The organism is Kitasatospora sp. NPDC097643 (assembly GCF_040302625.1).
Taxonomy (GTDB): Bacteria; Actinomycetota; Actinomycetes; order Streptomycetales; family Streptomycetaceae; genus Kitasatospora.
Genome location: NZ_JBEOSA010000001.1, coordinates 118,856 through 132,446 on the forward strand (window position 1 = coordinate 118,856; position 13,591 = coordinate 132,446).

General features: G+C 69.0%; 8 protein-coding genes. All 8 read right to left on the reverse strand.

What is annotated here, in order from left to right; translation table 11 throughout:
* Positions 1-92 precede the first annotated feature (92 nt).
* The 8 genes from ABTY15_RS00585 to ABTY15_RS00620 all read right to left on the reverse strand — a co-directional run bounded on the left by ABTY15_RS00585 (position 93) and on the right by ABTY15_RS00620 (position 13,475).
* On the reverse strand, positions 93-3,986 hold the full coding sequence (locus tag ABTY15_RS00585; protein ID WP_350574048.1) for a DNA-directed RNA polymerase subunit beta': 3,894 nt from the start codon (positions 3,984-3,986) through the stop codon (positions 93-95).
* A gap of 100 nt (positions 3,987-4,086) precedes the next feature.
* Positions 4,087-7,566, reverse strand: coding sequence for a DNA-directed RNA polymerase subunit beta (gene rpoB, locus ABTY15_RS00590; RefSeq protein ID WP_350574050.1), 3,480 nt, complete (start codon positions 7,564-7,566; stop codon positions 4,087-4,089).
* 761 nt (positions 7,567-8,327) lie between these two features.
* Complete coding sequence (rplL, locus tag ABTY15_RS00595) at positions 8,328-8,711, reverse strand: 50S ribosomal protein L7/L12 (protein ID WP_350574051.1); 384 nt, start codon at positions 8,709-8,711, stop codon at positions 8,328-8,330.
* 90 nt (positions 8,712-8,801) lie between these two features.
* Positions 8,802-9,365: a 50S ribosomal protein L10 gene (rplJ, locus tag ABTY15_RS00600; protein ID WP_188308276.1), complete on the reverse strand. Its 564-nt coding sequence runs from the start codon at positions 9,363-9,365 to the stop codon at positions 8,802-8,804.
* 347 nt (positions 9,366-9,712) lie between these two features.
* Positions 9,713-10,576, reverse strand: a complete 864-nt coding sequence (locus ABTY15_RS00605; RefSeq protein ID WP_350574053.1) for an SCO4651 family lipoprotein — start codon at positions 10,574-10,576, stop codon at positions 9,713-9,715.
* Between the two features lie 73 nt (positions 10,577-10,649).
* Complete coding sequence (locus tag ABTY15_RS00610; protein WP_350574055.1) at positions 10,650-11,609, reverse strand: SCO4651 family lipoprotein; 960 nt, start codon at positions 11,607-11,609, stop codon at positions 10,650-10,652.
* Between the two features lie 104 nt (positions 11,610-11,713).
* Positions 11,714-12,577 (reverse strand): SCO4651 family lipoprotein, encoded by an 864-nt coding sequence (locus tag ABTY15_RS00615; protein WP_350574057.1) that lies wholly within the window; start codon positions 12,575-12,577, stop codon positions 11,714-11,716.
* Between the two features lie 112 nt (positions 12,578-12,689).
* Positions 12,690-13,475, reverse strand: coding sequence for a hypothetical protein (locus tag ABTY15_RS00620; protein WP_350574059.1), 786 nt, complete (start codon positions 13,473-13,475; stop codon positions 12,690-12,692).
* Positions 13,476-13,591 lie beyond the last annotated feature (116 nt).

Below are 13,591 nucleotides of genomic sequence, written 5' to 3' on the forward strand. Positions count from 1 at the left end.
CCGGTGGAAGCCGCCCCCCGGGGACCGACCGGAAACGCCGCAGGGCGGCCACCCCGTGTGGGGTGACCGCCCTGCGATCAGTGACTCGAGACTCAGCCGGTGTACGGGCCGTAGTCGTAGTCGTCCAGCGGGACCGCCTGGCCGGAGCCGGCGCCGAAGGGCGACAGGTCGTAGTCGTCGTAGCCGACGGCCGAGTACATCGCGGCCTTGGCCTCCTCGGTCGGCTCGACCCGGATGTTGCGGTAGCGGGGCAGACCCGTACCGGCCGGGATGAGCTTACCGAGGATGACGTTCTCCTTGAGGCCCAGCAGCGGGTCCGACTTGGCGTGGATCGCCGCGTCGGTGAGGACCCGGGTCGTCTCCTGGAAGGAGGCGGCCGACAGCCAGGACTCGGTGGCCAGCGAGGCCTTGGTGATACCCATCAGCTGCGGACGGCCGGAGGCGGGGTGACCGCCCTCGGCGACCACACGACGGTTCTCGGTCTCGAAGCGGCCGCGCTCGACGAGCTCGCCCGGGAGCAGCTCGGCGTCGCCCGACTCGATGATCGTCACGCGGCGGAGCATCTGCCGGATGATGATCTCGATGTGCTTGTCGTGGATCGACACACCCTGCGAGTTGTAGACCTTCTGGACCTCGGCGACCAGGTGGACCTGGACGGCACGCTGGCCCATGATGCGCAGGACGTCGTGCGGGTTGGTGGCACCCATGGTCAGCTTCTGGCCGACCTCGACCGCCTCGCCCTCGCTGACCAGCAGCTTCACACGCTTGGAGACGGGGTACGCGATCTCGTCGGTACCGTCGTCCGGCGTGATGACCAGCTTGCGGGTCTTCTCGGTGTCCTCGATGCGGACCCGGCCCTGCGCCTCCGAGATCGGGGCCACACCCTTGGGGGTACGGGCCTCGAAGAGCTCGACGACACGCGGCAGACCCTGGGTGATGTCGTCACCGGCCACACCACCGGTGTGGAAGGTACGCATGGTCAGCTGGGTACCGGGCTCACCGATGGACTGGGCGGCGATGATGCCGACCGCCTCACCGATGTCGACCAGCTTGCCGGTGGCCAGCGAACGGCCGTAGCAGAAGGCACAGGTGCCGACGGCCGACTCACAGGTCAGGATCGAGCGGGTCTTGACCTCGCTGATGCCGTGGCGGATCAGCTCGTCGATCAGCACGTCACCGAGGTCGGTGTTGGCGGTGGCAAGGAGCTTGCCGTCCACCGTGATGTCCTCGGCGAGCATGCGGGCGTACACGCTGGTCTCGACGTCGTCGGCCTTGCGCAGCACGCCGTCGGCGCCCACGGAGCCGATCGCCAGCTTCAGGCCGCGCTCGGTGCCGCAGTCCTCCTCGCGAATGATGACGTCCTGGGAGACGTCGACCAGACGACGGGTGAGGTAACCGGAGTCGGCGGTACGGAGGGCGGTGTCGGCCAGACCCTTACGGGCACCGTGGGTGGAGATGAAGTACTCCAGCACGGTGAGACCCTCACGGAACGACGCCTTGATGGGTCGCGGGATGGTCTCGTTCTTGGCGTTCGACACCAGACCACGCATACCGGCGATCTGACGCATCTGCATCATGTTTCCACGAGCACCCGAGTCGACCATCATGAAGATGGGGTTCGTCTTCGGGAAGTTCGCGGCCATGGCGTCCGCGACCTCGTTGGTCGCCTGGGTCCAGATGCCGACGAGCTCCTGCTTGCGCTCGTCGTTGGTGATCAGACCGCGCTCGTACTGCTTCTGGACCTTCTCCGCCTTCGCCTCGTAGCCCTCCAGGATCTGGGGCTTGCTCGGCGGGACGATGACGTCCGAGATCGAGACGGTGACACCCGAACGGGTCGACCAGTGGAAGCCGGCCGCCTTCAGGTTGTCCAGGGTCGCCGCGACGACGACCTTGGGGTAGCGCTCCGCCAGGTCGTTGACGATCGCGGAGAGCTGCTTCTTGCCCACCTCGTAGTCGACGAACGGGTAGTCCTCGGGCAGCAGCTCGTTGAAGAGCGCGCGGCCCAGGGTGGTGGTCAGGCGGAAGGACTCGCCCTCGAACCAGGTCGACTGGCCGTCCTCGTCCACCGGAGCGGTCCAGCCGCGCGGCGGGACGGTGCCGGCCGGCAGGCGCAGCTCGATCGGGGCCTGGACGTCCAGGTCGCGGGCGTCGAAGGCCATGATCGCCTCGGCGGTCGACGAGAAGGTGCGGCCGGCGCCCTTCACGTTGTCGCGGTCCGAGGTCAGGAAGAACAGACCGAGCACCATGTCCTGGGTCGGCATGGTGACGGGGCGACCGTCGGCCGGCTTCAGGATGTTGTTCGAGGACAGCATCAGGATGCGGGCCTCGGCCTGCGCCTCCGCGGAGAGCGGCAGGTGGACGGCCATCTGGTCACCGTCGAAGTCCGCGTTGAACGCGGTGCAGACGAGCGGGTGGATCTGGATGGCCTTGCCCTCGACCAGCTGCGGCTCGAAGGCCTGGATGCCGAGGCGGTGCAGGGTGGGCGCACGGTTCAGCAGGACCGGGTGCTCGGCGATGACCTCTTCGAGCACGTCCCACACGACCGGACGGGCACGCTCGACCATGCGCTTGGCCGACTTGATGTTCTGCGCGTGGTTCAGGTCGACCAGGCGCTTCATCACGAACGGCTTGAAGAGCTCCAGCGCCATGGCCTTGGGCAGACCGCACTGGTGCAGCTTGAGCTGCGGGCCGACGACGATGACCGAACGGGCCGAGTAGTCGACTCGCTTGCCGAGCAGGTTCTGGCGGAAACGACCCTGCTTGCCCTTCAGCATGTCGCTGAGGGACTTCAGGGGCCGGTTGCCCGGACCGGTGACCGGACGACCGCGGCGGCCGTTGTCGAACAGCGCGTCGACGGCCTCCTGGAGCATGCGCTTCTCGTTGTTCACGATGATCTCGGGGGCGCCGAGGTCGAGAAGCCGCTTCAGGCGGTTGTTGCGGTTGATGACGCGGCGGTACAGGTCGTTCAGGTCGGAGGTCGCGAAGCGGCCACCGTCCAGCTGCACCATCGGACGCAGGTCCGGCGGGATGACCGGGACGCAGTCCAGCACCATGCCGTTGGGCTTGTTGGTGGTCTGCAGGAACGCGGAGACGACCTTGAGGCGCTTGAGCGCACGGGTCTTCTTCTGGCCCTTGCCGGTGCGGATGATCTCGCGCAGGCGCTCGGACTCCTCCGCCAGGTCGAAGGTCTCCAGGCGGTCCTTGAGGGCCGCCGCGCCCATCGAGCCGGAGAAGTAGGTGCCGAAGCGGTCGCGCAGCTCGCGGTAGAGCAGCTCGTCGCCCTCGAGGTCCTGGACCTTGAGGTTCTTGAAGCGGGCCCACACCTCGTCGAGGCGGTCGAGCTCGCGCTGCGCGCGGTCGCGCAGCTGCTTCATCTCGCGCTCGGCACCCTCGCGCACCTTGCGGCGCACGTCGGCCTTGGCGCCCTCGGCCTCCAGCTCGGCCAGGTCGGTCTCGGCCTTCTTGGCACGGGCTTCGAGGTCGGCGTCGCGACGGTTCTCGATCTGCTGGCGCTCGACCGAGACGTGCGCCTCCAGGGACGGCAGGTCGCGCTGGCGGCGCTCGTCGTCGACCCAGGTGATCATGTAGGCGGCGAAGTAGATGACCTTCTCGAGGTCCTTCGGCGCCAGGTCGAGCAGGTAGCCCAGACGCGACGGCACACCCTTGAAGTACCAGATGTGGGTGACCGGGGCGGCCAGCTCGATGTGGCCCATCCGCTCGCGGCGCACCTTGGCGCGGGTCACCTCGACGCCGCAGCGCTCGCAGATGATGCCCTTGAAGCGGACGCGCTTGTACTTACCGCAGTAGCACTCCCAGTCCCGGGTGGGGCCGAAGATCTTCTCGCAGAAGAGCCCGTCCTTTTCCGGCTTCAGGGTGCGGTAGTTGATGGTCTCCGGCTTCTTGACCTCGCCGTGCGACCACTGGCGGATGTCGTCGGCGGTGGCCAGGCCGATGCGGAGCTCGTCGAAGAAGTTGACGTCAAGCACTGGTCGTCAAGCCCTCTTTCGTAAGTCGAGAGTCGTTCATGTGGTCTGAGGGGGGCCTGGGGGCGGGCCGGCCGCGGTCGTGCGGCCGGCCCAACCTCCGTCAGACCTCTTCGACGCTGCTCGGCTCGCGCCGGGACAGGTCGATGCCGAGCTCCTCGGCGGCGCGGAACACGTCCTCGTCGGAGTCCCGCATCTCGATGGACTGGCCGTCCGAGGACAGCACCTCCACGTTGAGGCAGAGCGACTGCATTTCCTTGATGAGGACCTTGAAGGACTCGGGAATGCCGGGCTCGGGGATGTTCTCGCCCTTGACGATGGCCTCGTAGACCTTCACGCGGCCGAGCACGTCGTCGGACTTGATGGTGAGCAGCTCCTGCAGCGCGTAGGCCGCGCCGTACGCCTCAAGGGCCCACACCTCCATCTCACCGAAGCGCTGACCACCGAACTGCGCCTTACCACCGAGCGGCTGCTGGGTGATCATCGAGTACGGGCCGGTCGAGCGGGCGTGCAGCTTGTCGTCGACCAGGTGGTGCAGCTTGAGGATGTACATGTAGCCGACCGAGATCGGCATCGGGAACGGCTCGCCGGAGCGGCCGTCGAACAGCCGGGCCTTGCCGGTGGAGTTCACCAGGCGCTCACCGTCACGGGTGAGGGTGGTGTTGTCCAGCAGGCCGGTGATCTCGTCCTCGCGGGCGCCGTCGAAGACCGGGGTGGCGAGGTTGGTGCCACCCTCGACCGTGTCGGCGCCGATCGCCTGGAGGCGGCGGGCCCACTCGTCGGCGAGACCGGAGACGTCCCAGCCCTGCTTGGCGAGCCACCCGAGGTGGATCTCCAGGACCTGTCCCGGGTTCATTCGGGACGGGACACCCAGCGGGTTGAGGATGATGTCGACCGGGGTGCCGTCCTCCAGGAACGGCATGTCCTCGACCGGCAGGATCTTCGAGATGACGCCCTTGTTGCCGTGACGGCCGGCGAGCTTGTCACCGTTGGTGATCTTGCGCTTCTGGGCCACGTAGACGCGGACCAGCTGGTTCACGCCCGGCGGGAGCTCGTCGCCCTCTTCGCGGTCGAAGACGCGGACGCCGATGACCTTGCCGGACTCACCGTGCGGGACCTTCAGCGAGGTGTCGCGGACCTCACGGGCCTTCTCACCGAAGATCGCGCGGAGCAGGCGCTCCTCGGGGGTCAGCTCGGTCTCACCCTTCGGGGTGACCTTGCCGACGAGGATGTCACCGGTGACGACGTCGGCGCCGATCCGGATGATGCCGCGCTCGTCGAGGTCGGCGAGGACCTCCTCGGAGACGTTCGGGATGTCCCGGGTGATCTCCTCGGGGCCGAGCTTGGTGTCACGGGCGTCGACCTCGTGCTCCTCGATGTGGATCGAGGAGAGGACGTCGTCCTGCACGAGGCGCTGCGACAGGATGATCGCGTCCTCGTAGTTGTGACCCTCCCACGACATGAACGCCACGAGCAGGTTCTTGCCGAGGGCCATCTCGCCCTCGTCGGTGCACGGGCCGTCGGCCAGCACCTGGCCGGCCTCGACCCGGGCGCCCTCGTCCACGAGCACCTTCTGGTTGAAGGAGGTGCCCTGGTTGGAGCGGGTGAACTTGGCGGCGCGGTACGTGGTGTACGTGCCGTCGTCGTTGGCCACGGTGACGTAGTCGGCCGAGACCTCCTGGACGACACCGGCCTTCTCGGCGGTGATGACGTCGGCGGCGTCGACGGCGCAGCGGTACTCCATGCCGGTACCGACCAGCGGGGCCTCGCTCTTCAGCAGCGGCACCGCCTGGCGCATCATGTTCGAGCCCATGAGCGCGCGGTTGGCGTCGTCGTGCTCGAGGAAGGGGATCATGGCGGTCGCGACCGACACCATCTGGCGCGGCGAGACGTCCATGTAGTCGACCTCGGAGCCCGGCACGTAGTCGATCTCGCCGCCACGGCGGCGGACCAGGACACGCGGCTCGGCGAAGTGGTTGTCCGCGGTCAGCGGAGCGTTCGCCTGGGCGATGACGAAGCGGTCCTCCTCGTCGGCGGTCAGGTAGTCGACCTGCTCCGTCACGAGGCCGCTCTCGTCGACCTTGCGGTACGGGGTCTCGATGAAGCCGAAGGCGTTGACCCGGCCGTACGAGGCCAGCGACCCGATCAGACCGATGTTCGGGCCTTCCGGGGTCTCGATCGGACACATGCGCCCATAGTGCGAGGGGTGCACGTCACGGACCTCGAAGCCGGCGCGCTCACGGGAGAGACCACCGGGGCCGAGGGCGGACAGACGACGCTTGTGGGTCAGGCCCGACAGCGGGTTCGTCTGGTCCATGAACTGCGACAGCTGGCTGGTGCCGAAGAACTCCTTGATGGAGGCGACGACCGGCCGGATGTTGATCAGGGTCTGCGGCGTGATCGCCTCGACGTCCTGGGTGGTCATGCGCTCGCGCACGACGCGCTCCATACGGGCGAGACCCGTACGGACCTGGTTCTGGATCAGCTCGCCGACGTTGCGCAGGCGACGGTTGCCGAAGTGGTCGATGTCGTCGACCTCGACCACGATGTCGCGGCCCTCGCCGTCACGCCACTCGGTCTCGCCCGCGTGCAGCTTCACCAGGTACTTGATCGCACCGATGATGTCGGGCTCGGTGAGCACGCCGGAGTCCAGCGACTCGGCGTTGCCCAGCTTGCGGTTGACCTTGTAGCGGCCGACCTTCGCGAGGTCGTAGCGCTTCGGGTTGAAGTACAGGTTCTCCAGCAGCGTCTGCGCGGCCTCGCGCGTCGGCGGCTCGCCCGGACGCAGCTTGCGGTAGATGTCCAGCAGCGCGTCGTCCTGGCCCTGGGTGTGGTCCTTCTCCAGGGTGTTGCGCATCGACTCGTACTCGCCGAACTCCTCGAGAATCATCTCGTTGGTCCAGCCGAGAGCCTTGAGCAGCACGGTGACGGACTGCTTGCGCTTGCGGTCGATGCGGACGCCGACCATGTCGCGCTTGTCGATCTCCATCTCCAGCCAGGCACCACGCGAGGGGATGACCTTGCAGGAGTAGATGTCCTTGTCGGACACCTTGTCCAGGGTGGAGTCGAAGTACACACCCGGGGAGCGGACCAGCTGCGACACGACGACACGCTCGGTGCCGTTGATCACGAACGTGCCCTTGTGGGTCATGAGCGGGAAGTCGCCCATGAAGACCGTCTGAGACTTGATCTCACCGGTCTCGTTGTTGGTGAACTCGGCCGTGACGAAGAGCGGAGCCGCGTACGTGAAGTCGCGGTCCTTGCACTCGTCAATGGAGTTCTTCGGCGGCTCGAAACGGTGGTCGCGGAAGGTCAGCGACATCGACCCACTGAAGTCCTCGATCGGCGAGATCTCCTCGAAGATCTCCTCCAGACCGGACTTGGTGGGGACGTCCTGACCGTTCTCCAGCGCCGCCTCGACCCGGGACTTCCAGGCCGCGTTGCCGAGCAGCCAGTCAAAGCTCTCGGTCTGCAGGGCCAGGAGGTTCGGGACCTCAAGGGGCTCCTTGATCTTCGCGAACGAGACGCGGAGCGGGGCGGTGGATGCGGCGGAATTGTTCGAGGCGTTGCGCGGCGCGGCCAAGAGGGGGGTCCTTCCGAGGGCTCGGAGCTCACTACGCGCGTACCAGCCGGGCCTGCTTGGGCTTGGTGCCGCCTCCCTCGCAACTGGCCTCTGCCGGGATCGAAACCCCAGGTCAGAGCCGCTTTGCGGAGGCGGTGCCAGACCCCTTCAGGGCAACGCAAACTCCGGGCGACGAGTCACGGAGAAGCTAACAGGCAGCGCAAAGGGACAGTGTAGCCAAAGGGCACACTGCTGTCCAGCTCTGATTCGGAAACCGAATCGGAGACTCCTCCCGGTAGCCGGCGGACGCGAACGCCCACCGGTACTGCACTGGTCTTGCACCAGCGTCCTGCACCGGCCCGGGCACTGCCCGGGCCCGATGACTCACGTGGAGTCATTTCCCGCCTGAGCCGCCGGTTATGCATCCAGCGGCGAACCAACCGGGCGGACTCGCGCCTTGAGAATCGCGCGCCGCGCCAGGTTCGTCAAGGGCCCGCCTCGGGCGCGGACCTCGACCCGTTCATCGGCCGGGCACCCCCCGGCGTTACAGAAGCCGTGGTGGGCGCTACCGCCGCCGACGGTGATCACCATACCCCTCGGCACCGACAGTGCCGAGTGCGCCGTCGGCCACACCGGTGGTTCCGGAGCCCGCGCCGGCCTGGCCCCGGGAACGCCAAAAGGCCGGGCCGACCACCCGCAAGGGTGATCGGCCCGGCCATGGAGCTCCCGCTCCCTCAGAGGGAGCGTGGGGGCACCTCCCGGCCGTCAAGGCCGGGGGAAAGTCACTTGACGGTGACCTTGGCGCCGGCACCCTCGAGGGCGGCCTTGGCCTTCTCGGCAACGTCCTTGGCAACCTTCTCCAGGACCTTGGCACCAGCGGTGTCAACGAGGTCCTTGGCCTCCTTCAGGCCGAGGGAGGTCAGGGTGCGCACCTCCTTGATGACCTGGATCTTCTTGTCACCGGCGGCGTCGAGGATGACGTCGAACTCGTCCTGCTCCTCGACGGCCTCAACGGCGGCGGCAGCGCCACCGGCGGCGGCAACGGCGACCGGGGCGGCGGCGGTGACGTCGAACTTCTCCTCGAAGGCCTTCACGAAGGCGGCCAGCTCGATGAGGGTGAGCTCCTCGAACTGCGCGAGCAGCTCGTCCTGGGACAGCTTCGCCATGATTGGCGTCCTTCCACTAAATCGGCAGGTGGTGCCGTATGTACGGGTTGGGCGGGCACGGGCCCGCAGCGAGGCGGTGAGCCTGCGGAATTACTCCGCGGCCTCGTCCTCGGCGGCGGGAGCCGGCGTACCGGCACCGCCCTGCTCGACCTTGTCGCGCAGCGCGTCCACAGTGCGGACGAGCTTCGACGGCAGGGCCTGGAAGAGCGCGGCAGCCTGGGACTGCTTGGCCTTCAGGGCACCCGCCAGCTTGGCGAGCAGCACCTCGCGGGACTCGAGGTCCGCGAGCTTCTTGATCTCATCGGCGGACAGCGCCTTGCCGTCAAGGACACCGCCCTTGATGATGAGAGCGGGGTTCTCCTTGGCGAAGTCACGCAGAGCCTTCGCCGACTCCACCGGGTCACCGGTGACGAAGGCGACAGCCGTCGGACCGTTGAACAGGTCGTCGAGCTCGGAGATCCCGGCCTCATTGGCCGCGATCTTGGTCAGCGTGTTCTTCACCACGGCGTACTCGGCGTTCTCGCCGAGCGAGCGACGCAGGGTCTTGACCTGCTTCACCGAGAGACCGCGGTACTCGGTCAGCAGCGCCGCGGAGGAGCCACGGAACTTGTCCGTGATCTCGGCGACGGCAGCAGCCTTGTCGGGCCTTGCCATAGGCTTACGCCTCCTTCCGTGATGTCGAAGTCCGGCCGACCGCGAAAGTCGACCATTCACACCTCGAACCGGCCGGACGGAAGGAAAGCTCCTGCGGAAAGCAGATGAGCCCCGGTGCGCAGGCGCACGGGGCTCGAAACGACCTCAACGGGCGGCCGCGCGAACGCGGACCCGGAAATCGAAGCTCCAGACACACCTGCGCGGGCTGCCTGCGCGTGAAGCGCAGATCCTTCGGCCACCGGCTCCCTAGGGCGCACGGCGACAACCAGCGGTCTTTGGCTTCGGCAACAGTAACCGGACTCCTCCGTCCGGGGCAAATCGCCCCCGACCGACCGGGTCCGGCCGGCTCAGCGGGCCAGTGGGGGGACCGTCCGGGGCCCGGTGTCCACGGTGTCCGCCTCCGGCGGGGCCTGCACCGAGAGCAGCGGTCCGCCGAGGTCGGTGTAGACCACCGAGTCGTCCGCCTGGCCGCTGTCGCCCTTGCCGGTGCGCTGGAGCCGGACCAACTGGTCCTTGTCGTTGAGCCAGAGGTCCACGGTGAGCGAGGTCGAGCCGCCGGGCGCGAGCGCGGCCCGCAGGCCGTCGCGGCGGGGCCGGGTCAGCTGGGTCTGGGCGGCCGCGTAGCGCTCGGCGGTGGTGGTGACCCGGTAGTGCTCGACCGTCGAGTCCTCGTACTTCTCCTCGCCGACGAACCGGGCGTCGACCCCGTCGGCGGTGGCGGCGGCCAGCGCCTCGACCGGGTTCAGCAGGTCGATCAGCCCCGCGTACGGGACCTCCTTGCGGCCGTCCGGGTCCGGCGGGACGGCGAAGCGCTCCCAGTGCCGGCCGCCCTGCCGGGCCGCGGTGGCGGAGTCGCCGCCCTGGTAGGCGACGGTGTCCACGACGATCAGCTGTTCGGCCTCGGCCGGGGTCGAGCGGCGGATCTGGAGCGCCGTCTTGGGCTGCCAGAACAGCGGCCCGGCCCCGGCGTCCGGGCCCAGCCGGTAGCTGACCTTGGCCCGGCGGGCGGTCTGCATGGCCAGCTGGGCGGAGAGCAGGACACCGTGCGGCGACCGGTCGGTCGGCTTGGCCGGGCCGGTCGGGGTGGCATCGGTCGGGCTCGGGCTGCCGGAGGGCGTGGACGACGCGTCGTCGCCCCCGCCGCACCCGGTCAGCCCGCTCACCAGCAGGACGACGACGGCCAGCACCGCCAGCCGCTGTCGTCCCACCATCGTCCGTTCCCCTCTCACCCGGTCGCCGCACCGGCGGCCTTCGCTTCCGGCCACCTTGCCACCCGGGACCGGGTCAGCTGGTGGCGCCCCCCTTGTCGAGCTTCGCCAGCTCGGCGAGTTCCACCGTGTCGGACGGGTCCGGCGCGGTCGTGGTGACCGGGGTGCCGTAGTCCGAGTAGGTGACGGTCGCCTTGAGCGTGCCGGCCTTGGTGTCGGCCTGCTCGGTCCGCTTGACCACCAGCTGGTTGGCGTCGACCCAGACGTCGAGCTGCTCGCTGGTGATGCCGGCGGTGTCCAGGTTGTCCTTGATCTTGTCCAGCTCGTCCTGGCTCAGGCCCTTGCCGCTGGCCTTGGCGATGTCGTTCGCGGTGAGCTCGCCGGAGTAGTGGGTGGCGGTCTTGCCGCCCACCGTCTCCTGGCCGACCTCGGTCACCTTGCCGCTGGCGATCAGCGTCCGCACGCCCTGGACCGGGTCCGCGTTCTTGAGCTGGTCGGTCCCGCCGCCGGAGGCCTTGGCGATGTCGGCCTTGCTGTAGTGCAGCCAGTGCCGCCCGCCGAAGGTGTCGACCGCGTCCCCGCCCATCCGCAGGTACATCGAGTCCTTGGTGTAGCGGTACGGCGCGGAGTTGCCGCCGGTCACCACCGAGAGGAGCTTGGCCAGCGGCGAGCCGGACAGGTCCATGGTGATCTCGCCCTGGAGGCCGTCGGCCCAGGACACCGCGCCCTTGCCCTTCATGGTGACCTCGCCGATGGCGATGGTCTCGTCGACCTTGGCCGACTTCGCCGCGCTGGTCTTCTGGGTGACCTGTTCCAGGAAGAGCGCCGGGGTCAGCTTGGCCGGGGCACTCGGCGTGGTCGGGGTCGGGGTCGCCGTCGGGGTCGGGGCGGCGGCGGTGGTCGGCTGCGCGGCGGCGGTGGTCGGCGCGGCCGGGGCGGCCTTCTTGCTGTCGTCGTTGTTGTCGTTGCACGCGGTCGCGGTGAGCGCCAGTGCAGCGAGCACGACGGCGACGGCGGTCTTACGGGTTCCAGCCATGGTTCCCCCCTCGAGGATCCCCGGGCGCGGGGTGCGCCCGGGGGGTCAGCCGGTTGGCGGTGCGTGGGAGCCCGACGGGCTCCGGTCGGGTGGCGGCGGTGGGATCAGCCGAACAGCTTGAGGACGTCGGCCTCGTTGCCGAGGTCGCCGGCGGCCGGCGCCTCGATCTTCGCCGCGCTGCCGAGACCCGAGTACTTGATGATCACGGCGTCCTTCTCACCGTTCTTGTCGCCGTACTCGCTGTACTGGACGAGCTCCTGCTTGGCGTTCAGCCAGAAGTCCACGGTGAGGGTCTTGCCGTCCTCCTCCAGGACCTTCTGGACGCTGGCGCGCTGCTCGGGCGTGAGCGAGGACATCCCCGCCACCAGGGTGGCGGTCTCCTCGACCGCGCGCAGGTGGGTGGTCTGGACGCCGTCGACGGCCTCCTGGCCGACCTTGCTCAGCTTGCCGCCCTGTGCGGCCAGGGTGAGCTGGGCGACCGGGTTGACCATCTGGCCCACCACCAGGAAGCTGCTGCCCATCTCGTTCGAGGCCGGCAGCTTGACCCAGTGCTTGCCGCCGAGCGCCGCGGCCGCGGCCGCGCCGTCGCCGGGGCCGACGTAGACGTCGGCGCCGATCAGCCGGATCTTGACCTTCTTGCCGGCCTCCATGTCACCGGTGAGGTCCACGGCCATCTTGCTCGGGTTCTTCCAGTCGGCGTCGCCGCTGCCGGCGTTGTGCGCGGAGCCGTCCGGGGAGGACATGGTGACCTTGCCGTTGCCGGCCTTCTGCATCACCAGCGCGGAGGCGGCCAGCGCGGCCTTCGGGTCCCCGGCGAGCGCGGCCGCGACCGGGTCACCGCCGCCCTGGGCGGCGACGTCCTTGATGTCGGCCGACTTGGCGTCGTTGCCCTTGCTGCCACAGGCCGTGACGGCACCGAGCAGGACGGCCGCCGTGACGACGGTCGAGGCGAGGCGCACAGCACGCATGGGATTCCCCCCGTAAGATCCGAATGATCCATGGAAGAGCCTATTTTCAGCTTCTTCCCTCGCGGACTCTAACGGATCGCCAGACCCCTCACGCACTGGTTATCCCCTCTCGTCAGCCGTCGGTGGCCGGTGTCGTCTCCTCCGCTCCGGAGGCTGAGACATCCGTCGTGGTCACCGTGGTTCCACCGCTCCCCTTCGCGGTCTCACGCAGCCTCAACAGACGCTCGCCGGGCCCGACCCAGACGTCGTAGCCGATCTCGGCCACCCCGTGCTGCCGGTACCAGTCGACCACCACGGTGAGCCGCTCGGGGCTCAACTCCCCGTCCGCGGCGAAGTATTCGCCGACCGGCGCGGAGCCCTGGTAGTGCGCGACGGTCATCCCGGCCAGCTGCTCGCCGCCGAGCGAGCCGAGCTTCCCGTTCTGGGCGATCGCGTACGCCCGGCTGCCCGGGTTGGTGACCAGCCCGGTCATCCACCCCCCCGCGTAGCCGCCCGGTTCGGCGCCGGCCCGCGAGTCGAGGGTCTCGGCGGTGCCCCGCTCGGCGTGCCGGGGCGGGGCGCCCTGGTAGACGAGGTCGAGCCCGCCGTCCCGGACGGTGAGCTGACCGGTGCCGCGTTCGTCGACCACGGTCAGCGCGCCCTCGTCCCGGGCGCCCCAGGTCAGCGTGCCGGTCGCGGTCCGGCGGCCGGCCGGGCCCTCCTCGACCACGTCGATCCGGGCGCCGCCGCCGTCGTCCAGCGCCTGGGCGGCGGTGAGCACCACCTGCTTGGGCGGCAGCGGCGCGGGAGCCCCGCCGGGGGTGCGGTCCCCCGGCGCGGCCAGCAGGCTGCAGCCGGTGGTGGCGCCGAGCAACAGCAGGGCCGCCGCCAGGGCGGCGGGGCGAAGGGCGGGCGGCACGGCACACTCCGGCGGTCACACGTTCTACATATGAACTGACCGGCAGAGCGTACGACGAGACGGACGCCCGTTCCCATCCACCTCCTGTTCCAATCCGGAAACGACCGGGCCCACCC

Coding starts and splice junctions, on each gene's coding strand:
- rplL (WP_350574051.1), bottom strand. CDS start 8,711: ATGGCGAAGCTGTCCCAGGACGAGCTGCTCGCGCAGTTCGAGGAGCTC.
- rplJ (WP_188308276.1), bottom strand. CDS start 9,365: ATGGCAAGGCCCGACAAGGCTGCTGCCGTCGCCGAGATCACGGACAAG.
- ABTY15_RS00605 (WP_350574053.1), bottom strand. CDS start 10,576: ATGGTGGGACGACAGCGGCTGGCGGTGCTGGCCGTCGTCGTCCTGCTG.
- ABTY15_RS00610 (WP_350574055.1), bottom strand. CDS start 11,609: ATGGCTGGAACCCGTAAGACCGCCGTCGCCGTCGTGCTCGCTGCACTG.
- ABTY15_RS00615 (WP_350574057.1), bottom strand. CDS start 12,577: ATGCGTGCTGTGCGCCTCGCCTCGACCGTCGTCACGGCGGCCGTCCTG.